The organism is Microbacterium sp. W1-4-2 (assembly GCF_058349885.2).
This window is the reverse complement of record NZ_JBYRJC020000001.1, coordinates 419,949-441,590: the sequence shown is the minus strand read 5'-3', so window position 1 is coordinate 441,590 and position 21,642 is coordinate 419,949. Positions and strand designations below refer to the sequence as shown.

The 21,642-nt window shown below is 69.3% G+C and carries 15 protein-coding genes; 6 read left to right on the top strand and 9 right to left on the bottom strand.

From position 1 onward, the window contains the following. Positions 1–17 precede the first annotated feature (17 nt). Positions 18–1,013: a stage II sporulation protein M gene (locus AC3RX0_RS01865; RefSeq protein ID WP_491504244.1), complete on the bottom strand. Its 996-nt coding sequence runs from the start codon at positions 1,011–1,013 to the stop codon at positions 18–20. Between the two features lie 17 nt (positions 1,014–1,030). On the opposite strand from AC3RX0_RS01865, the gene AC3RX0_RS01860 reads away from it, so the two are divergent. After that, positions 1,031–1,852: an RDD family protein gene (locus tag AC3RX0_RS01860; protein WP_491504243.1), complete on the top strand. Its 822-nt coding sequence runs from the start codon at positions 1,031–1,033 to the stop codon at positions 1,850–1,852. A 45-nt stretch (positions 1,853–1,897) separates the two neighbouring features. Here AC3RX0_RS01860 and ahcY read toward each other — a convergent pair whose 3' ends face one another. Further along, positions 1,898–3,370 (bottom strand): adenosylhomocysteinase, encoded by a 1,473-nt coding sequence (gene ahcY, locus AC3RX0_RS01855; protein ID WP_491504242.1) that lies wholly within the window; start codon positions 3,368–3,370, stop codon positions 1,898–1,900. A gap of 154 nt (positions 3,371–3,524) precedes the next feature. After that, positions 3,525–3,731, bottom strand: a complete 207-nt coding sequence (locus AC3RX0_RS01850) for a DUF3499 family protein (protein ID WP_491504241.1) — start codon at positions 3,729–3,731, stop codon at positions 3,525–3,527. A 374-nt stretch (positions 3,732–4,105) separates the two neighbouring features. On the opposite strand from AC3RX0_RS01850, the gene AC3RX0_RS01845 reads away from it, so the two are divergent. Further along, positions 4,106–5,620 carry a stealth family protein gene (locus AC3RX0_RS01845; protein WP_498165842.1) on the top strand — a complete coding sequence of 505 codons (1,515 nt, stop codon included), beginning with the start codon at positions 4,106–4,108 and terminating at the stop codon, positions 5,618–5,620. Between the two features lies 1 nt (position 5,621). After that, on the top strand, positions 5,622–7,610 hold the full coding sequence (locus AC3RX0_RS01840; RefSeq protein WP_491504239.1) for a glycosyltransferase family 4 protein: 1,989 nt from the start codon (positions 5,622–5,624) through the stop codon (positions 7,608–7,610). 9 nt (positions 7,611–7,619) lie between these two features. On the opposite strand, the gene AC3RX0_RS01835 is transcribed toward AC3RX0_RS01840, so the two are convergent. Next, on the bottom strand, positions 7,620–8,696 hold the full coding sequence (locus AC3RX0_RS01835) for an acyltransferase family protein (protein WP_491504238.1): 1,077 nt from the start codon (positions 8,694–8,696) through the stop codon (positions 7,620–7,622). Positions 8,697–8,796: 100 nt separating this feature from the next. Continuing rightward, entirely contained in the window at positions 8,797–11,370 is a 2,574-nt protein-coding gene (locus AC3RX0_RS01830) for a CDP-glycerol glycerophosphotransferase family protein (RefSeq protein WP_491504237.1), read from the bottom strand. A gap of 182 nt (positions 11,371–11,552) precedes the next feature. Here AC3RX0_RS01830 and AC3RX0_RS01825 point away from each other — a divergent pair, with 182 nt between their 5' ends. After that, the gene (locus tag AC3RX0_RS01825) at positions 11,553–11,987 is read left to right on the top strand and encodes a hypothetical protein (protein ID WP_498165839.1); all 435 of its coding nucleotides are present in this window, start codon (positions 11,553–11,555) and stop codon (positions 11,985–11,987) included. A 16-nt stretch (positions 11,988–12,003) separates the two neighbouring features. Here AC3RX0_RS01825 and AC3RX0_RS01820 read toward each other — a convergent pair whose 3' ends face one another. The 3 genes from AC3RX0_RS01820 to AC3RX0_RS01810 form a co-directional block, all read right to left on the bottom strand. Continuing rightward, on the bottom strand, positions 12,004–13,437 hold the full coding sequence (locus AC3RX0_RS01820) for a DUF5719 family protein (protein WP_491505352.1): 1,434 nt from the start codon (positions 13,435–13,437) through the stop codon (positions 12,004–12,006). Next, complete coding sequence (locus AC3RX0_RS01815) at positions 13,437–16,322, bottom strand: glycosyltransferase (protein WP_491504235.1); 2,886 nt, start codon at positions 16,320–16,322, stop codon at positions 13,437–13,439. Before AC3RX0_RS01815 ends, AC3RX0_RS01820 begins: the two co-directional genes overlap by 1 nt. A 158-nt stretch (positions 16,323–16,480) precedes the next feature. After that, on the bottom strand, positions 16,481–16,801 hold the full coding sequence (locus tag AC3RX0_RS01810; protein ID WP_491504234.1) for a WhiB family transcriptional regulator: 321 nt from the start codon (positions 16,799–16,801) through the stop codon (positions 16,481–16,483). A gap of 230 nt (positions 16,802–17,031) precedes the next feature. Here AC3RX0_RS01810 and AC3RX0_RS01805 point away from each other — a divergent pair, with 230 nt between their 5' ends. Together AC3RX0_RS01805 and AC3RX0_RS01800 are read left to right on the top strand one after the other, a co-directional pair. After that, positions 17,032–18,435, top strand: coding sequence for an O-antigen ligase family protein (locus AC3RX0_RS01805; protein WP_491504233.1), 1,404 nt, complete (start codon positions 17,032–17,034; stop codon positions 18,433–18,435). A 4-nt stretch (positions 18,436–18,439) separates the two neighbouring features. Then, on the top strand, positions 18,440–19,735 hold the full coding sequence (locus AC3RX0_RS01800) for an O-antigen ligase family protein (protein WP_491504232.1): 1,296 nt from the start codon (positions 18,440–18,442) through the stop codon (positions 19,733–19,735). A 50-nt stretch (positions 19,736–19,785) separates the two neighbouring features. Here the strand turns inward: AC3RX0_RS01800 and AC3RX0_RS01795 are convergent, their stop codons facing one another. Beyond that, entirely contained in the window at positions 19,786–21,606 is a 1,821-nt protein-coding gene (locus AC3RX0_RS01795) for a DUF4012 domain-containing protein (protein ID WP_491504231.1), read from the bottom strand. Positions 21,607–21,642 lie beyond the last annotated feature (36 nt).

Genomic DNA, 21,642 nt, shown 5'->3' with positions numbered 1-21,642 from the left:
TGTCGGCGACGAGCGGCTCAGCCGGCGACGAGCCGCGGCGTGCCGGTCTCGCTCTCGGCGAGGTCGCCGGTCTCGCCCGCGCGCACCGCGCGACGCCCGACCACGAGCATGTAGACGAGGAACACGGCCAGCGCGAGGGCGCCGATCGGCACTTTGACCTGCCACGGCCACTGCTGCGGCGTGACGAACCCCTCCACGGCGCCCGACAGGGCCAGCGAGAACACCAGCCCGATCGCGACGGTCACCAGCGACCGGCCGGCGGCCGCGAGCGACTCGCCGCGCCCGCGCGGGCCGGGCGCAACCCACGCCCAGAACACGTGCAGCCCGGCGGCGGCCGCGACGAACACGCTCGTGAGCTCCAGCATCCCGTGCGGTGCGATGAACTGCCAGAACACGTCGCCGTGGCCGGTCGCGATCATGACGGCGCCGGCCGAGCCGACCCCGACGGCGTTCTGCATCACGACGTACAGCGGCCACACCCCGGTGATCCCGAACAGCACGCACTGCACGGCGATCCACGCGTTGTTGGTCCACACCGTGCCCGCGAACACGGCGGCGGGATTATCGCGGTAGTAGTCCACGAACCTGTGCTCGGCGTAGTACTCGAGGTCGGCCTTGGAACCGAGGGATGCCAGGACCTGCGCGTCGTTCGCGATCCAGACCGCGACCAGCGAGCCGACGACGAAGAACCCGACGGCGACCGCGAGGGTCGTCCAGCGCAGGCGGTACAGGGCCGCGGGCAGCTGCCCGAGGAAGAACCGCGGCAGCGCACCGCGCACGTCGGTCCCCGACCCGGTCATCGCCAGCCTCGCCCGGGCGAGGATCGTCGACACGTGGTCGCCGACCCCGGTGCGTCCGGCGGCGGTCTTGATCTCGGAGAGGTCGGCCGAGGCCGCGCGGTAGCGGGTGACCAGTTCGTCGACCTCGGCGCCGTTCAGCGCTCGCGCCCGGCTGAGCTCGTCGAGGCGCTCCCATTCGGGCCGTCGGGCGGCCGTGAGCGCGTCGAGGTCCATGTGGTTCACTGTAGGTCATGGCCGCCGAACCGATCACGATCGTGCCTGACGAGGTGCTCACCGGCGAGGCCGTCGCACTCGACGTGCAGCCGCTCGGGTTCTTCCTGCGCGCGCTCGGGTGCCTGATCGACGTGCTCGTCGGCGTCGCCGTGCTGCTGCTGCTGGCGTGGCTGTCGGGATGGCTGCTGGGCGAGAGCATCGTCAGTGCGAGCGCGTCGGGCATCCTCGGCGTGGTCGTGATCGTGCTGGTCATGGTCGTGCTGCCGACCGCCGTCGAGACCCTCAGCCACGGCCGCAGCCTCGGCCGGCTCGCGGTCGGCGGCCGCATCGTACGCGCCGACGGCGGCGCCTCGGGGTTCCGCCAGGCGCTGATCCGGGCGCTCGTGGGCGTGCTCGAGGTCTGGATGACGGTCGGCGCGATCGCCGCCCTCACCGGCGCGTTCACGCCCCGGTCCCAGCGGCTGGGCGACCTCATGGCCGGCACGTACTGCCAGCGCACCCGCACTCCCGTGCTGCCGCCGCCCGCCGACGCCGCCCCGCCGGTGCTGCACGAGTGGGCGGCCGTGGCGGACGTGTCACGCCTGCCCGACCCGCTGGCCCGCCGGTGCGCGCAGTTCGTGCGTCAGGCCGCGCAGATGGAGCCGTCGGCACGCGCGCGGCTCGCGGCATCCCTCGCGGCGGAAGTCGCCCCGTTCGTCTCGCCGATCCCCGAGGTCGACAGCGAGGCGCTCGTCCGCGGCGCCATCGCCGTGCGCCGCGACCGGGAGTACGCCGCGCTGCAGCTCGAGAACCAGCGCGTGGCCGCACTGCTGCCGGCGCCGCCCGCGCTCGGTCGCTGAGCGAGGCCGCGCGCGGCGCGACCGAGTCGGAATGACCGGCAGAGGTCAGTACCGGTAGTGGTCGAGCTTGTACGGCCCCTCGACCGGCACGCCCAGGTACGCGGCCTGCTCGTCGGTCAGGGTCGTCAGCTGCACCCCGAGCGCGTCGAGGTGCAGGCGTGCGACCTTCTCGTCGAGCGCCTTCGGCAGCGTGTACACCCCGATCGGGTACGCCTCGTTGCGCGTGAACAGCTCGATCTGGCCGAGCACCTGGTTCGTGAACGACGCGCTCATGACGAACGAGGGGTGCCCGGTCGCGTTGCCGAGGTTCAGCAGCCGGCCTTCGGACAGGATGAGGATGCTGCGGCCGTTCGGCAGGCGCCACTCGTGCACCTGCGGCTTGATCTCGACGCGCACCGCCCCCGGCAGGGCCTCGAGCGCAGCCATGTCGATCTCGTCGTCGAAGTGGCCGACGTTGCCGACGATAGCGAGATGCTTGAGGCCGAGCAGATGCTCGACGGTCACGACGTGTGTGTTGCCGGTGCCCGTGATGAGGATGTCGACCTGGGCCACGACATCCTCGAGCCGCGCGACCTGGAACCCGTCCATCGCCGCCTGCAGCGCGCAGATCGGGTCGATCTCGCTGACGATCACGCGCGCGCCCTGGCCGCGCAGCGCCTCGGCGGCGCCCTTGCCGACGTCGCCGTAACCGACCACGAAGGCGACCTTGCCGCCGATGAGCACGTCGGTCGCGCGGTTGATGCCGTCGGGCAGCGAATGGCGGATGCCGTAGGTGTTGTCGAACTTCGACTTGGTCACCGAGTCGTTGACGTTGATCGCGGGGAACAGCAGCTCTCCCGATGCAGCAAGCTCGTACAGCCGGTGCACACCGGTGGTGGTCTCTTCGGTCACGCCCAGCAGGCCCCCGGCCACGCGCGTGAACCGCTGCGGGTCGCGGGCGAGGCTCTTGCGCAGCAGGTCGAGGATGACCCGGTACTCCGCGGAGTCGCCGGCCGCAGCATCCGGAACCGCGCCCGCCTTCTCGAACTCGACGCCCTTGTGCACGAGCAGGGTGGCGTCTCCCCCGTCGTCGAGGATCAGATTGGGGCCGTCGAAGCCTTCGGCCGACCAGTCGAAGATGCGGTCGGCGCAGTCCCAGTACTCGGTGAGGGTCTCGCCCTTCCACGCGAACACGGGCACGCCCTGGGGGGCTGCGACCGAGCCGTGCGGGCCGACGACGACCGCGGCGGCCGCTTCGTCCTGCGTGGAGAAGATGTTGCAGCTGGCCCACCGCACCTGCGCGCCGAGGGCGGTGAGGGTCTCGATCAGCACCGCGGTCTGCACTGTCATGTGCAGCGAGCCCGCGATGCGGGCGCCGGCGAGCGGCTGCGAGGGACCGAACTCCTCGCGCAGAGCCATCAGCCCCGGCATCTCGTTCTCGGCGAGCCGCAGCTGGTGGCGCCCGGCCTCGGCCAGCGACAGGTCGGCGACGCGATAGTCGATCGGGCGGACGGGAGCCTCGGGAGTGGATGCCGGCATCCCACCATTGTCCCACGCCGCTCCGGGCCCACCCGCTCGTCGAGCGAGCGGCCCCGGTCGTTGAGCGAGCGGAGCGAGTCGAAACGCCCCGCCCGCCCTGCCCCGGTCGTCGAGCGAGCGCAGCGAGTCGAAACGCCTCGCTGCTGGAGGACTGCTACGCCTGCAGCGTCTCGTGCCGCACGACGACCCAGCCCCGCGGCACCGACAGCCGTTCGGTGTGCGTCGCGCACAGGTCGTGGGCGTGCGGGTCGCCTTCGCGCCCGAGCGGGCCGATCGCGGCCATCTGGTCGGTGTAGTCGTATGTCAGGGTCGACACCGCTTCGCGGGAGCACCCCACCTTGGAACACAGTCTCTGGCGCATTTGCCTCTCACGCTAGCGCGCTGGATGCTGCGGCCCGCGCACCGGCGCGCCGCCACCGCACCCGATGGCGTCTACCCGCCCCGAGCCCTGCAGCACCGCAGACACCATCTGAGATACTGAAGGCATCAGCGCACGCGGCCCGTCTCTTGGCCGCCGAGGCTGCTGGGGGCTCGAGGGATGATCGCCGCGAGCCGGCGCAGATCGACCTCCGGGGGAAGGAAACACGGGGAGCAATGACGGATACGGGTACGCGATTCAGTGACGTTGCCGAGACATTCCCGCCTGTCGATCTGCTGACGCTCCCGCGTGAGCGCAGGGACCATTCGCTCACCGAGTCCGAGATCCTGGTACATCCGCGACCGAGATCACTCGCCGTGCGATACGCATCCGTCGACGCCGTCCGACGCATCCTCGCCGACGCGCAGATCTCGTATTTCGCCGTCCCTGGATTCGCTCCTTACGGTGAGACCATCGGGGTCCTCGCGGACGACCGTGACTCGACGATCGAAGCACTACGTGCGGCCACAGTTCAGGCGGAGCGCCCGGCTCATATTCTTCAACTCGCTCCGCCGCCGGCCACCTCGCAGCACGGCCTCACGACGGCATCACCCCAGGTGAAGCAGCAGCTGAAGAATGCCAGTGTCGTCCGCGTGTGGTGGAGCATCGGCGACCCGACCCTCAGCCACGTCTTCGGAGCATCCCACGGCGTCGAGATCGAGTTCTGGACCCGCGACGAATGGCGCGAGGGGGTCCATTCCTTCGTGGCGCTCACCGACGACGACAGGCGGCACCGGCTGATCGCCCCGCGGCACAATCGCGCGGCGAGAATCATCACAGACGACAGCGCCACCACTGAGATCGATGCGTCCAGGTTCTCCCGGCTGAGCAGTCGCCGGCGGCCGAGTGGGGTGCCGCTCACCGCGCATTCCCAACTCGTCCAGGACCTCCCCGACGAAGTCCGCTTCCCCATCGACGTCGTCTACACGTGGGTCGACGGCAACGATCCCGAATGGGCTCGCAAACGGTCGCAGTTCACCGGCGAACCGGTCCACTCCGAAGCGAATGCGCTGTCGCGGTTCGTCAATCGCGACGAACTCCGGTACTCACTGCGATCCCTCTACGCGAACGCCCCCTGGATCAATCGGGTGTTCATCGTGACAGACGGTCAGCACCCGGACTGGCTCCGTGCAGGCGACGGAGTCGAGGTCATCGATCATCGCGAGATCTTCCCCGACTCCTCGGTGCTGCCGGTGTTCAATTCACACGCCATCGAGGCGAACATCCATCGCATCCCCGCATTGTCGGAGCACTTCCTCTACTTCAATGACGACATGTTCCTGGGACGCCCGGTGCCGCCGAGCAAGTTCTTCTTCCCGAACGGCCTCGCCAAGTTCTTCCCATCGCCGACTCGCGTCCCGTTCACCGAACGGTCGGCCCTGGATTCACCGGTCGACGCCGCGACCAAGAATGTCCGCGATCTCATCAAGGACACGTTCGGCGTGTCCATCGCACAGGTGATGGAACACGCCCCCTATCCGCTGCTGAAATCGGTGATCTCGGAGATGTCCGAGCGTTATGCAGAGGCGTTCACCACGACGTCCGCGGCACGCTTCCGCGCCTCGACGGACATCAACGTCCCGTCGAATTTCGCGCATCATTACGCTTTCAGCGTCGGCCGCGCGATCGCTTCCAGCCTCTCTTTCGTCTATGTCGGCCTCTCGGTACGCGACCTCCAGCTTCGCCTCGACCGGCTTCTGACGAGGCGAGACGCCGATGCCTTCTGCCTGAACGACACCTTCACGGCCGATACCGATCTCGAAGCGCAGCTCGACGTGGTCCGTCCCTTCCTGGACTCGTACTTCCCCATCGCCACGCCGTGGGAGAAGTGACATGCGGATCGAGTTCCTCCATCAGAACATCTACGGCGTCGGCGGCACCGTCCGATCGGTCATCAACCTCGCCAACGCGTTGGCCGGGCGTCACGACGTCACGATCACCTCGATATTCCGTCGCGTGGATGCGGCCTCGCTCGTCATCGATCCACGTGTACGCGTTCGCTACCTCATCGACATGCGTCCGCAGGGGCGTGATCGCGGCAACACACTGCACAATCTGCCGAGCAGACTCGTACCGGCGGCCGAGGAGTACTTTCGCCAGTACAGCGAGCTGACGGACCAGCGGATCGTCGAGCACCTCAACGGTTCGCGCTCGGACGTCATCGTCGGCACCCGACCGTCGCTCAACCTCCTCGTCGCCGAATACGGACCGGCTCATGCCACACTCGTCGCGCAAGAGCACATGACGCACTCCGCGATCCCGCGAACCGTCGTCTCGCGCATGCGCGAGGTCTACTCGCGACTCGACCTGGTCACGACGGTCACCTCAGCCGATCGCGACCGGGTCATCGCGTCCCTGTCCCTCTCAGAAGAGCGCGTGCGCGTGCTGCCCAACAGCATTCCCGAGCCCGACATGGCTCACGCATCGCTGGACACGAGGCTCATCTTCGGTGTCGGCAGGCTCGCGCCTGAGAAGCGTTACGACCTGCTTCTCGACGCGTTCGCCCTCGTGACCGGAGAACACCCGGGCTGGCGACTGCGGCTGTACGGTGATGGGCCGACTCGAGGAAGACTCGAAGCACACGCCCTCGCCCTCGGGATACGCGACCTCGTCGACTTCATGGGTGCGTCCGTGGACATGGATTCCGAATGGCCACGGGCATCCATCACGGTCTCGACATCGGAGCGTGAATCCTTCGGAATGACGATCGTCGAGAGCATGCGCAACGGCGTACCGGTGATCAGCACCGATTGTCCGGATGGTCCGCGCGAGATCATAGACGACGGGGTCGATGGGATCCTCACCCCGCTCGGGGATCCGGCTGCCACCGCCCGCCAGATGGCTGAACTGATGGCCGACGACGGCCGCCGACGAGCGCTCGGCCAGGCCGCAAGGACGTCATCGCAGCGGTACTCGCCGAAGACCGTGGCGGCGGCCTTCGAGCGATTCGTCCGCGATCGCGGCGCTCGCACCTCCCTCCGAAGTCACGTTTCAAAGATGACGAGACGGATGCGGGCCGTTCTCCGTGACCGTGGAAGGGCGCGCAGAAGAACACGTGCCGTTCAGGTGCTTTCGCCCTCACCGCAGACGATCACGGTGGCGGGCGTTCCCGCGGGGTCGTTCTGGAAGAACGCGGCCGGCGATCGCGTCGTGCTCGGGACCGACGGCGAATGCCACATCGCCGATTTCTCACCCGGTATCTGGAATCTTCATCGCACGATCACGCCGACACGATCCGGACGTGTCCGACCCGCGTCCATCGATGCACGAGCACTCGTCGAAAGCGTTCCCGCTGCTCAGCCACGCTTCGAGTGGGGCATTCCCTACCGCACATTCGATGGACACGCCGGACTGAAGGTGTGGAACCAACCTCGGCACGCTGAGCTCGTGTCGGCACGGTGGGCCGATGACGATCTCGTGCTGATGGTCCGGATGGTCGGGTCCTGGAATGACGAACAACCCGTTCAGCTGATGCTCGCGCGCAATGCCGGGTTCGACCACCCGCAGACGGCCGCGACCCGGCCATTCTCGTCCACGGTGGAATTCCCCGTGAACACAGAGGTGCTGCAATCGATGTGGCTGGCACGATCAGAGACGCTCCATCTGGCCGTCTCCCCCGTCGGCACCGAGATCGACGTCGTACCGCTCGCAGCTGTCATGTCAGATCTACCGGACCTGCGGCGGCGGCGTGTCTTCCCCGAGCGGGAGATCGTCGATGATGTACCCGAGCAGCTGTTCAGAGCAGCACCGGCTCGTCGGGCCTACGCGCGCGCCGCGTTCGCCCGTGACAACGCACTGACCATACAGCTGTCCGAGCGCTGACGCGTCGGATCACGCGGCCGAATCGGCCACCGTGGTTTGTGATGCCTCACGGTTCGCTGAGGCGAAACCACGCTTCAGAAGCTTCGTGAACCGCGGCCGCAGAGGACGCTCGATCCATCGCTCCACCGCAACCGCGATCAACAGACTGACGACGACAGCAGCCCCGAGGGTCACCCACTTGCCCACGCTGTCGTGCAGTAGGTCGATGATCCACCACCCCCATGCCTCATGGAACAGGTACAGCGGATAGGTGAGCGCCCCCGCATACGACAGCCATGCGGGACCGAGGGTGCGCAACGGCGTGATCGTCACGGCAGCCACCACCGCGAACATGGCGAGGACGACCAGAGTGCCCACCAGCGGGGACAGCTCGAGGCCGGTATTGCGCTGAAGAGACGTCATCACGAAGTTGTCGACGGTCTGCTGTGTGGCGATGCAGAGGTTGTAGATCACGAGCAGCCAACGGACAAGGCTGTGCCCGTTCGCATAGATGAGATACAGGGCCATGCCGCCGCAGAAGAGGGGCGCGTACTGCGGCCAGAGCACCGCCGTGAGCAAGTCCAGATGGGTGATGCGGGCGAGCGAGGCGACGAGGGGCCAGAGGAAGGCGAATGCCAGAATCCGACGTTCCGTCATGCCGACGGACAAGAGGCCGCAGATCATCACATAGAACAGCAGCTCGACCCAGAGGGTCCAGTACACACCATCGATGTGAGCCACGCCCAGCCCTTGCTGCACCATCGTCAGGTTGGCGAAGAAGCCCTGCGGAGCGACGGGCTTCAACAGTCCCGGCGCGATGACCGTCGTGAGTATGGTCGCGGCGATGACGGCGACCCAGTACGTCGGATACAGGCGCGAGACCCGCGACGTGACGAACTGCGGCACGGTCCGCCCTTGTGCGGACATGAGGATCACGAATCCGCTGATGAGGAAGAAGAGCTGCACCCCGAGTGCGCCGTAGGCCGTGAATTTCGACAGGAACGAGAATTCCTGCGCAGGATACGCATCGCCCCAGAACTGCTGACGAAATGCGGTGTAGTGGTATCCCACGACGGCGAATGCAGCGACCAGGCGCAGCCCGTCCAAGAGCCGGAATCGTGCATGAGTCGCAGACACGGGTGTCGCCGGCATTCATTCTCCTGAGGACGAGGGCAAGACATGTGCCCCCAGGAGCACTTCGCCAATCCTATACAGTCTCCCGGGCGCGCACCGGCTCACGCGCGTCGTCCCGATCGCCGTCGAGCCCCACGACAGCGTCGTAGACGCGTTCGCAGGCGTTCGAGTCCCAGTGCGCGAACGTGCCCCGAGCGCGGTCCTGGTACTGCGACGGAGCCCCTCGGCCAGCGGCATCCGTCACTGCCTGCAACGCAGTGTCGATCGTCTTGCAGACCGGGCCGAATCCATCGCGCTCAAAGTCGAAATACCCGGGCAGCAGCGTGTGGTCGGTGCCGTAGATCGCGCCCTCGTCGAGTTGCATGTAGACGACGGCGGCACCGGCGAAGGCGGCATCGAACGCGACCGAGGAGTAGTCGGTGAGGAACACCGCCGCCGTGCCGATGAGCTCTTGGACATCGGTGGAGTCGTACGTGGTGACACTGACGAACGACGGCACGTCCGCATACGGAAAATGCGCCGCGAGGTTCGGGTGCGGCACGAACTTGACCGCGTAGCCCTGCTCGGCCAGCGCGCGCAGGCGGTCGTCATTGAGCACACTGAGCACCGACTGGATGAACGGCGACTCCCGGAACCCCGGCTTGGGCTTGCGCAGTTCGCCCGCGCGCTCGGGCGGCTGGAACAGACCGTTGCGCCACGTCGGGGCGATCACGATCGTGCGGCGCCGGTCCACCGGCGCAGCATCGGCGATCTTGCGCAGCTTGTCGAACCGCGGCAGCCCCGTGAGCCGCACCTCGCGGTCCGTGAAGACGTACGGCGAGCCGTCCCCCGCAAGTCCCTCGAACTCCTGATGGGTGGATGCCACGAACAGACGCATCTTCTGCCTGTTCAGCCAGATCGACAGATCGTTGTGGATCACGCCGTGCTGCAGGAACGTGAACGTCCACGGGGCGTTGCGCAGCAGGTAGCGGTCGAAGATCGGCCGGCTCACATCGATGCCGACGTGCGATGACAGATATTGCTTCGTGTGGTTGAGCAGAAGCTGATGGTGCAGAGAGCCGTATTCGACGAGACGGAACCCCTCGGACTTCAGGCGTGCGAAGTCCGGGGAATCGGAACGCAGCACGAACCAGGCATTGATCTCGGGGTGGTGCTCGAGCAGCCAGCGATACATGTGCTCGGCGTTGTCACGCCCCATGTCGGCGCGATCCATGAGAAGCCAGGCATCCCGATATCTCGAAGCGACGCCGGGCGTGCGCGCGAGAACGCGGACCGCCGCGGCCCGGCTCAGCCACGTCTCGCGGGACCGCCGCAGGAACCTCTGCGCGCGCGTGATGCGCGTGGCGGCGTCACGCGAGCGACGGCGCTCGCGCACGGCCCGCCGCTCGGCCCGTGCGAAGGCTTTGGCGATCGCGGCTCCGCCGCCGACGGCGGGCAGCCGCGTACCGTCTGCGAATCGAACGTCGACCTTGACGCCGTCGACGCGATAGCCCTTCAGCCCATCCACCTTCACCCACGCGATGCGCTGCTCGAACGCGCTCGCTCCGAAGGCGTCCACCGTTCGGTGCTTGCCGTGGACAGGAGCACGCCGGGATCCCCCGGTACCGAACTGCTCGTCTGCGACCGAACTCCAGCGGGTGTGGCGCAGCTCGACGAGTCCGCTGCGTTCGTCGACCTTCAGGATGTGCGCGACCTCGGCGACGCCGACCCGGCCGGCCAGGCCCATGAGCGTGTCTCGCCGCTCGTCGAACCCGTTCGGATCGCCGGTGTGCGTGAACAGCCGCCGGTCGAAGGACGACAGCAGTGAGCGCAGTCGTTCCCGGAACGCATCGCCGGCCGCGCCGTCGAGCACCGTTGCACGCTTAGTCGTCGTGTTCTCGAACTCGATGAGCCGGAACAGCTCCCGAACGAGCAGGCGGTGCACCCAGGTGTCGCTCCGATCGTCCAGACGCTCGGCCACCGCCGTGACCAGTCCGAGGTAGCGATCGCTGCTCTTGCGCACGTGTTCGGTCTGTGGATCGACGCCGCGCATGGGGCGTCGCAGATATCGGGCGCCCTCGACGACGTAGACGGCATCCGGACGCCCCGTCTCGTGCAGCAGGTCGACGATGAGCAGGGTGTCCGCATATGAGCCCAGGGCGATGCCGCCTTCGCGCACGGGCCGATTGCGGAACGCCATCCTCGTGACATCCGAGGGGATCGCAGCCACTGACGCATCGACCGTGACCGGCGTCACGCGATGGTCCTGCGTCGGCCCCGGAGGCTTGGTCAGCGGTGCACTCGGCATCACGAAGCAGTCCGCGACGGGCCCGTGCGCGTCGATCGCCGCGAGCAGTGCGCCGACGTAGCCCGGCGCGAGGGCATCGCGCGCGTTCGGGAACGTCACCCACTCGCCGGATGCCTGGGCCAACGCCTCGCGGCGCGCCGCCGAGATGCATCCGCCGGACGACCGCAGAACTTCGGCGCGGATGCCGTGCGCGCCGACGCTCGATGCGATCCGGCCCTGTTGCGAACCGTCGCCGATGACGACGAAGATGCACTCCGTGCTGACGGTGAGCTGCTGAGTCGCCAGGGACGACAGGAAGCGCTCGAGCTCGGGACCGGCATGGCGCACGGGGATGATCAGGGTCAGCAGGACGTCAGCCATGTCGGAGAGAAGCGGTCACACCAGATCAAGGGGCGGGGTTCACCACCCGCGGCGCGGACGGCTCGATGAGAGTACGGTCATCCCCTCGATTGTACGAGACGCGTGTTGCGTGGCCGACGACGCGCCCGCGAGCCCGCCCCACCGATGAGCCCGGCATGCCGCCCGCACCTAGGATGGACAGCATGATGCGCCGCCGGTCTCCTGTGCATGCGCGGCCGCTTCCGGCGCGCCACGGCCGCCACGGCCGCCAGGGGCGCAGCCCCGTCGTCCGGCCGCCGTTGCCGCCCTTGCAGACCCGTTACGAGCGATTCGATCTGATCGCCGGCACCGCCGCCGAGTTCCTGCGCTCCGCGTGGGAAGAGCTGCGCGACGTCAAGATCGAGATCGCCGACCTGCCCCTGGCATCCGATCCCGAAGGCATTCCGCGATGGCTCGTCGACAGGCAGGCGAAGCGGATCGTGCTCTATCGCATTCCGATCGAGCGCCTGAGCCGTGTGCGCCCCGGGGACGACCTGCGCGAGCGCATCGTGATCGAAGGGTCGATGTTCCGGGCCGCCGCCGAGTACCTCGACCGCGATCCCTGGGACCTCGGGCCCGAGCGCTTCCGGTTCTACTGAGGGACGGTCCCCCGCGTCACGGATACACGCGGACGGGGGCGGATGCCACATCCTGCGGCCAGATCGGGAACGACGCGAGCTGTCCCCGGCCAGAGAACGTGACGGCCGCGGACACGGGCTGATCGGTGATCAGTCGATACGAGTCGCCCGCCCCGAGCGGGACCGAGACCGTCTGCCCGGGTTCGACCGCAACTTTCTGAGGCGCGCCGCCCGAGGCAGGCGCGATCGATACAGACGTCGGCTTCGCCCCGCTCGCGAGCGTGAGCGACGGGCTCGGCCCCTGTGGCACGGAGAACGTCGTGCCGTCCTTGCCCGCGGGCAGCGCCGGCGCCGGGGTGACCCAGGCGAAGTCGTCGCCCTTGCCGGTGCCGGTCGCCTGCCACACCGCTCCGACGACGGGCTGAGCCGCTGTGACGACCACCGTGTAGTCACCGGGCGCCAGGGCAGTCAGCTCGGCCTCGACCGGCGCTCCTGCCTTCAGCGGCACCTCCATCGCGGGCCCCGTGGTGCCGTGCGTTCCGACGACGGTGACCGCGGCCGTCGTGTCGTCGGCCGGGGCGAGCAGACGCACGATGCTCGTGGGGTCGGACTGCGGCTCGGCCGTGACCCGCACGCCGGTGATCACCTGCGTGGTCGAGGCCGCGGCCGTCATGCCGCTCTGGTCGACGCCGCCGGGCTGCAACCCGCGGACGATGCTCGATTGCAGGGCCGCGCGCACCGGCGCCCCGGTCGCGGTCACGCGCACGATCGGCGCGCCCTGCTGCAGCCCCAGGCCCGCCAACGGCAGCACGCGCTGGGTGCCGGGGGCGACGATGATGTTGCTGCCGCCGCCGGGGGTCTGCGCACCGTCCGCACCGAACAGCGTGAGGTCGACGGTCGCGGCGACAGATCCGGGGTTGGCCAGCAGCAGCAGATCGGCGGCGCCGGTCTGGGTCGATCCTCCGACCAGCCACGACTCCATGAGCGCCGGCGCGCAGGCCGCGGCAGCGAACCCCGACAGGTCGGGGTCGGCGATCGAGGCCGATGCCGCACCCGCCGCCACCGGCGCCACCCGGCCGGCCGCGGGGGTGACCAGGCGCGTGGCGCCGGCGTCGCCCGATACGTTCGACGTCGTGACGGTGCTCGCCTTCTGCCCGTCCCCGATCGCCGTCACGTGCTCGGCCGCCGCGGCGGCGATCTTGCCCGGCGCGTTCGCGTCGCGACCGATCGCCAGCAGCGGACCCGTGCACGTGAGCACGGAGTCGGCGGCGGCCGGCGCCACCAGTCGCGACAGCGGCGGGTTCGCGTGCGGCTCCCAGGCGAAGGCGATGCCGCCGACGGCGCCGATAACGAGGGCGGCCGCGATGATCGCTCCTGCCGTCAGCCGGGCGGCGGCGCTGAGGCGTGCGGCGCGAGTCGAGCGGGGCGGGGTGTCGGGACGCGCGGTGTCCGTGGGCACAGGCTGGGTCATCACGATCGCTCCCTTCCCACGACGCGCGGCCGATGGCGTGCGCGCCGACGTGAGGCGGCGGTGGGCACGGCCAGCAGCAGTGCTGCGCCCACGACGATCAGCTGCACGATCGCGATCGCGCGTGCCATGCCGTCGGTCGCCTGGGATGCCGCAGCACGGGGGGTCACGGCATCCGTCACCCGCCAGAGGGTGCCCTTCTGCGTGCTGCCCACGGCGTCCAGGCCGGAGCGCTGATTCAGCGCCGTCGAGGCCGTCAGCCACAGTGCGCGCGAGCGATCGGCGGCCGCGTCGGCGGGCGTGAGCAGCACGAAGCCGATGCCGTCGGCGCGCAGTCGCTCGACGACGTTCGACGAGGTCGGGGTGGCGAGGTCCGCGGCCAAGGCGGCCACGTCGTCGTCGCCGGCGGACAGGGTGGTGCGCGTGTCGAGCACGGTGCTCTGGCCGCCGATCGTCTCGCTCTCGCCCCACACCACCCGGGCGTCGACGGCGCCCGAGTCCAGCGGCCGAAGCACGACGGTGCCGGCGTCGGGGTTGCTGCGCCCGACGGCCGACACGAACGCGGGCAGCGTCGAGGCCGGACCGTCGGTGAGCGTCGAGGCGCCGCGCACGTGCGCGGTCAGCGCGGGCAGCGAGAAGATCGCCAGGGCCAGCATCACGGCGCACGCGCCGAGGACGCGCGGCCGTCCGGCGGTCAGCTCGCGGTCGACGTCCGGCGATGCCCGCAGGGCGAATCCGGTGTCGAGCGCGACGAGCGCGGCGGCCACGACGCCGATCCAGGCGAGGCTCAGCGCAGCACCGGGCCAGATCGCGACGGCGGCATCGGTGCGGACGGTCACGGCGATCCCGACGACGATGAACGCCGTCGCGATGCCGGTCGCGGCCACGGCGAGCATGACTGTCGCAGCCAGCCACCGCCGGGTGAACAGGCCCGCCAGCGCCAGCACCCCCACCGGGGCCACGAGCACGAGCAGCCAGGCCGGCGCCAGGTGCGCCAGTGCCTCGCCGAACGCGCCGCCGCGCAGCAGGGCACCCCAGCCGCCGGGGTCCATCGTCGGCGAGCCGGCGGCGAGCAGGGCGCGTCCGGCGACGTCGGCATGCGCCTGCGGCCCCGCCCAGACCATGCCCGGGTCGGCCAGCAGCGCCCACAGGTCGCCGTCGCGCAGCTGCCGCAGCACGAGGGGCACGAACAGGAGGGCCGCCGGCACGATGATCCAGCCGACGCGCGCCGCGCCGTGGCCGTGGCGAACGATCAGCAGCACGATCATCCACACGACCCATGCGACCGCCAGGGCCGGTGCGAGTGACGGAGAGCATGCGGCCACGGCCGCGAAGACGAGGGATGCCGTGCCCGCCGCGCCCCACGAGCGGTGGGCGACCGATCCGGCGTAGAACAGCCACGGCAGCAGCAGGTGCACGAGCACGGCAGCCGGGCGCCCCTGCATGAGCGCGGCCAGGAACGTCGGCGCGAGCGCCCACACGACCGCGCCGGTGATGCGCAGCACCGACCTGTCGGTGATGCGGGTCGCCGCGAACCACCCGCCGAGGACGGCCAGGGGCAGTGCGAGCAGCCACAGCAGCACGATCGACTTGGACGGCGAACCCGGCCAGAGCGAGCCGACGACGGCGATCACGGCCGAGAACGGATCGGCCGGTGCGACCTCGTCCAGTCCGAGCGGCCGCAGACCGTATGCGGCATCCGCCCAGAGCCTGACGAGCGTCGAGCGCAGCGGGGCGAGCGCGCCGCCGCCGAGCGCAGGCCACACCAGCAGCGACGGGAACACCGCCACCGACGCGATCACCGCCGCCAGCACGGCCCATGCTCCCCCGCCGGTGAAGAAGCGCAGCTCGTTGCGGCGCACGAGCTCATCGCGCACGTCGAGGTCGGGCCGCAGGCCGGTGCGCAGTTCCTCACGGGTGATGCGCAGCGACGCCAGCTGGCCCCACGGCACTTCGCGGCGGATCCGCCGGCGAGCGCGTCCGAGCGACGGCAGCGCGATGACGCTCACGGCGGCGGCTGCCCACTCGGGCAGGATGCGGCTCGGCGTCTTCGCCACGAGCTGCACGATCGTGCGCCAGACGGCCACCGGCAGCAGTGACAGCCACAGGAACGGCAGTGCGACCGGATGCGCGTAGGCCAGGCGCCGGTGCAGCTGCGCACGACGGCGCGCGTACGCGGTGCCCATCGTGCGGACGGCCGGCAGCCCCGGGGGTCCGGCGACGCCGTCGCCGTGCACGGCGACCCGGGCCGAGGGCACGACGCTCACGCGGCCACCGGCCAGACGGGTGCGCACGCCCAGGTCGAGCCCCTCGTCGGCGCCGGCGAGCGCGGGATCGATTCCGCCCAGTCTCTGCCAGGCTTCGGCGCGCACGAGTGCGCCGCGGATGTCGACGCCCAGCACGTCTTCGGCCGAATCGTGCTGCCCCTGGTCGAACTCCTCGTCGGCCAGGCCCACGGTGCGTCCGAACCGGGTCATCGTCACTCCGAGCGAGACGATGCGGTCGGGTTCGTTCCACCGCACGAGTTTGGGCGCCACCACGCCGACCGAGGGTGCCACCTCGAGCGCGGCGGCCAGATGCGCGAGCGCGTCCGGCTCGGGCACGGTGTCCTGCGCGAGCACCCAGATCGCGTCGGCAGTGGCCGACGGCGCGGCGTGGTCCACGGCGGTCGCGAAGCCGGTGGAAGCCGGCAGCGTGAGCACGCCGACGGTGCCGGATGCCGCGGCGAAGGCGACGACGTCGGGGTCGTCGCCGCAGAGCACGACGGTGACGGCGGCGACCGGCATGGTCTGCGCGGACAGGGCGGCGAGCATCCGTTCCAGACGGTGCGCCGCGGGAATTCGCGCATCGGGACGCACGACGATGATGGCGTGTACTCGGGCGGGCATGACCCGGTCAGCCTAAGCGCCGAGCCTGCCGCCGTGCGCCCGACGCGCCGCGCTCTGTCCGACCCCCGGTCGTTGAGCGGGCGGACGAGTCGAAACGGTGTGTACGCGTTCCGACTCGGCCGCGGTGCGCGTCCTCGCCCGACCAGCAGTGACGTCGATCAGCTCGCGCGACGCTTGAGCTTGCGACGCTCGCGCTCGCTGAGCCCGCCCCAGATGCCGAAGCGCTCGTCGTTCTGCAGCGCGTACTCGAGGCACTGATCACGTACCTCACACGATGCGCAGACGCGCTTGGCGTCGCGGGTCGATCCTCCCTTTTCAGGGAAGAACGCCTCCGGGTCGGTCTGCGCGCACAGGGCATCTGCCTGCCATGCGAGCGGATCGTCCACTTCTGCCGGCTGCCGGACGCCCGGCACTCCCAGCTCGATCGGATCGACGTACCAATCTGCGGGAACGCCTGAGCGGTACTGTGCGCCCGTCATCTCGTTCTCCTACCTGCTATCCCCCCACGCGATGCGCGCTTGCAGATAATTACACAGGTGTGATTCGCGATGGTCAAGTCGCAGATACTAAAGCCTCATCCCGCGGTTGAACCTTCGCGACGCGCCGACGGCGTGTCGGCCCAGGGTAACGAACTGGTCACGAGCAGTTCTCGCCGCACACCCGCGCGCCCCAGAGTTCACAGGACCAGCACGATAACCTGAATTCCACCATGGCCGTGATCTCGAAGCACCCCTCCGCGCCCGCGCCGTCGGCGCCCGTGCGCGAGAAGACCAGCCACATCCTGCTGCGCGGCTGGTGCATCTTCGTGCTGTTCCTGGCCCTGTCGGGCGTCTCGGTGATCAACGCGTTCGGGACCGATGTCGCCGGCGTCATCACCGCGCTGACGGCCGTCGTCTCGATCGTCCTCTGGGTCGTGGTGCGCCCGCCGGTGAACTGGCGGCGCCTGCCCTGGTTCGTCGTCGCCTACGTCGTGTTCGCGGGGGCCTCCATGGCCTGGTCTGCCTGGCCCGGGGTGTCGGCGCTCACCTGGGGACTGCTGGTCATCACGACGATTCAGGGCCTGTTCGTCGCAGCCGTGCTCACGTGGCGCGAGGTCGCGCGGGCGGTCGGCTCGGCGCTGAAGTGGTGCCTGGGCCTGTCGATCGTGTTCGAGCTCGTGGTTGTGCTGTTCGTGCGGGGGCCGGTGCTGCCAGGATTCGTCATCCCCCAAGAGCACGGCCTCGACCCGATCGTCTTCTGGTGCCGCGGCAACCTGTTCAACGGCGGGCGCATCCAGGGGATCTACGGCAGCTCGAACCCGCTCGCAGCGGTGTGCCTGCTGGCGATCGTCGTGTTCGCGATCCGCATCGCCGCCCGGGCGCCGCGGCGCGTCATGTTCGGCGCGTGGATCGTGCTGGCCGCCTATCTGATGTACCGAGCGTCGTCGGCGACCGTGTACCTGGCCGCCGTGGGCGTCGTCGCGGTGCTGTGCGCGGCGCTGATCATGCGCCGCGCGAAGACGCCCGGCGCACGCGCGCGGCGCTATGCGGCGTTCGTGGTGGTGGGGCTGGCCGCCCTGGTCACGGCGTGGCTCGTGCGCGACCAGATCTTCGGGGCGCTGGGCCGCTCATCAGATCTCACCGGCCGCGGCCGCATCTGGCACGACGTGCTCGCCCGCACCGCCGAGCGTCCCGTCGCCGGCTGGGGGTTCGCCACTCCCTGGATCCCGAGCGACCCGCATTTCGACGGCTGGATCATCGACCACGGCGAATCCGTCATGCAGGCGCACGACATGTGGATCGACGTGTCGATGCAGCTCGGCGTCATCGGCGTCGTCCTGCTCGGGCTGGTGTACCTGTCGTTCCTGTGGCGCGCATGGTTCTTCGCCGTCGACCGACCGCGATGGGACCTGCGTGACGACCGGCCGTACTCGCCACTGACGCTGCTGCCGACGCTGGTGGGCACCCTGCTGCTCATCCAGGGCGTCGCCGAGTCCGAGCCGCTGCTGCTGTGGGGCTGGATGTTCCTCGCCATGCTGGCGTTCAAGATCAAGCAGTCGCCGCACGTGGGCGTCGGCCCCATCGAGCAGCGGGTCGCGATCGAGCGCGGTGATCTCGTCGCCGAGAAGCGGTGAACCGGTGACCACGCCCCACCACCCCCGCTGGCTGCCCGAGCTGCTGCGGTCGGCCGCGATGGCACGCGCGTTCACCCTGGCCACGTTCGCGGCCGTGTTCGCGGCGCACGCGATCCAATGGCTGGCTGGATCCGTCACCTACATCACGATCGTCGCGGGGCTGTGCGTCGTGGGAATCGGGATGCTGGTGGCCCGGCGCCGCGAACTGTCGTTCCTGCGCCTCGTCCCGATCTCGCTGCTGGTGTTCGTCTGCTGGCTGCTGCTGAGCCTCGTCTGGAGCACGTCGCTGCCCGACACGGTGACGGGCCTGGTGGCGCTGATCGGCGTCGCGGTGATCGCCATCGTGATCGGGCACGTGCGCGACACGCTGCAGACCGTGCGCGCCCTCGGCGATGTCATGCGGTGGCTGCTGTCGCTGTCGCTGGCCCTCGAGATCGTCATCGGCATCCTCATGCGCACCCCCGTGCACTGGTTCGGCATCGACGGCAACATCACGCAGTTCGGCCCGGTCGAGGGCATCTTCGGCAGCCGCAACATGCTCGGGTTCGTCGCGGTCATCGCCCTGGTCACCTTCGTGGTGGAGTGGCGCACGGCATCCATCCGCCCCGGGCTCGCGGTGTTCTCGGTGGCCGTCGGGGGGGTCCTCGCAGCTCTCAGCGGATCACCCACCGTGCTCGTGGTCGCCGCCGGCGTCGGGCTGACCACAGCGGCGCTCATACTCGTGCGCCACGTGCGCCCGCACAACCGGGTGTCGGTGCAGTGGGTGCTCGGCGCGATCGTCGCCGTGGGACTCGGCACCGCATACATCCTGCGCCACCAGATCATCGCGGCGGCCGGCTCCGACTTCTCCATCCGCGCCAACCTGTGGCGCGTGCTGTCGGTGTACGTGCGATACCACCCGGTCGAGGGCTTCGGCTGGTTCGGCACATGGCCCGTCGAGCAGTACCCGTTCGTGTCGATCGACTTCACGCTCGACAAGCACTACACGACCTCGCTGAACTCGTACGCCGACCTCGTGCTGCAGGTCGGCTGGGTGGGGCTGTTCCTGTTCGTCGGAATGGCCGGCATCGCCCTGATCCGCTCCTGGCTCGTCGCCAGTGAGCGCCGGGCCGTCGTCTACGCGTGGACCCCGCTGGTGCTGGTGGCCCTGCTGTCGAACTCCCTGTTCGAGAGCTTCACGCTCTCAGGCGCCGGCTGGCTGATCCTCGTCGTCTGCGTCGTGCGCGCCGGCCAGTCCCGCTCGTGGCGCGAGCGGATGGATGCCGCGGCCCCCGACAACGAGCTGCCCGCCGAAGAGTGACCGGCCGACGACACGGACGGCCCGCACCGCGCACGCCGGCCGTGCTGTCGTCAGTTCGTGAACAGCGCGTCGCACGTGGGCGCGATCGACACGGGGGTCGTGGTGACCGTCGGCGTGCTGCGCACCAGCAGCGGGCCCAACTGGCCCTTGGGCAGCTTCACCGTGTACGAGACGGTGCGGGTCTCGTCGCGGGGCACGAAGATGCGCACGACCTGTGCGTCGTGACCCTGCTCGACGCCGCTGCGCCGGCCGTCCCACGCATCGCCCTCTTCGGGGTCGATCTTGGTGATCTCGGCGCCCGGAGGGGCCGAGAACATGATGTCCTGGACGAACGACTGACGCGGTATTCCGTACCGCTTGTTGCGGATGCCGAGCTGATAGCTCGTCAGGCCTTCGAGCGGCGCGCTGTTGGCGATCGTCATCGAGGTCGTCACGGTCCGCTTGGCCGCGTCGCAGGTCACGTTCATCGACGTCTTCATGAAGAACTCGAGCTTGCTGTACGCCGAGTCGTTGATGTAGATGCCGACCTCGGTGTTCTTCTTGTTGTTCTTCGTCATGGCGCCGTCGAGGTTCAGCTCCACCGCCATCGCCTGCTCGGCCTTGCGGGGGAACCAGGTGTGCAGCCGGTTCTGCTTGATCGACACGTCGAGCTGGTCGAGCATCTTCATGACGTCCCACCTGCCCGACGCGATCTTGGCGAACACGCGCGAGGCGACGTCGCCGAAGAAGGCGTCCTGCGCGGTGTTGCCGGGGTAGCGCACGTAGGCGTCGTACAGCAGCATCTCGACGACGTTGCCCGAGGTCAGCTGGCGCCCGTCGGCCGTCTTGATGGGCCCGGTGACCTTGAGCATGTGCGAGAGCACGACCGGGTCGAGCGAGATCACGCCGTCGAGCTGGCCGCCCGTGGTGTTGTGCCACAGCGCCGCGAACGCCTCGGCGGTCGTCGGGAAGTCCGGGGTGCGCGTGAAGTTGCCGAAGCCCTTGAACGTGTCGGCCTCATAGATCGACTGCGTCTGTTCGGGCGGGAAGATCACCTGGCGGTCGCGAGGGAACGTGAACGTCGAGGTCTGCTCTTCGAGCTTGATGTGGCCGTTGTCGACGTCGACGATGGCGGTGGCCGCAGGCAGCCCTCCCCCGGCGCGGGACTCGGCGTTGTTCTGGAAGACGAGCATGTAGGTGCGCGGGCCATCGGAGCCGGCGACCTTCAGCAGGGTCGGCAGGTAGTGCTGCACGTCCTTGAGCACCGGACCCGCCTGGTCCATGACGTCGAACAGCGAGCCGATCGCGTTCTCGACGAACGGCAGCAGGGCGGAGCGGTCGACGCCGTCGAGCTGGGCCTTGGCGCGTGCGAACGCGTCGTTGATCTCGGGCAGCGACTTGCTGGCCTTCTCGATGGGCTCGAGGTCCACGCCGCCGCCCTTGACCGACATCTTGTCGATGCGCAGCGAGCTCAGCAGCTTGACCCCGGCCGGCAGCGCGCCTTCGGCGAGGATGTGGGTGGCCTCGGTCGCCTTGCGGACCGCCTCGACGTTCTGGCCGACGAGCGGGACGCCTGCGGCCATCTCCCACAGCGGGCCCTGGACGGTCGAGTTCGCGTCGCGGGTCAGCTGCAGCACCTTGTCACCGGCCGCGTTGATCTTCGCCGAGTCGCCGCTCTTGACGAACTTCGTGATCGACGACAGCTCGGCCTTCGCCGTCATCAGGTCGTCCTTCACCGTGATCGCCTGCACGGCGAACACACCTGCGACGGCGCCGATGCCGCCGACGATGGCGACCGCCGTGACCCACGGCCAGTGCCGTCGACGCTTCCGCGCTACGTGCGAACCGGCACGGTCCGCGCGATAGCGTCCGGAAAGAGGGGATCTGGGCACCCCAAGAGGCTACCGTGCGTCACTGTGACATCCCCG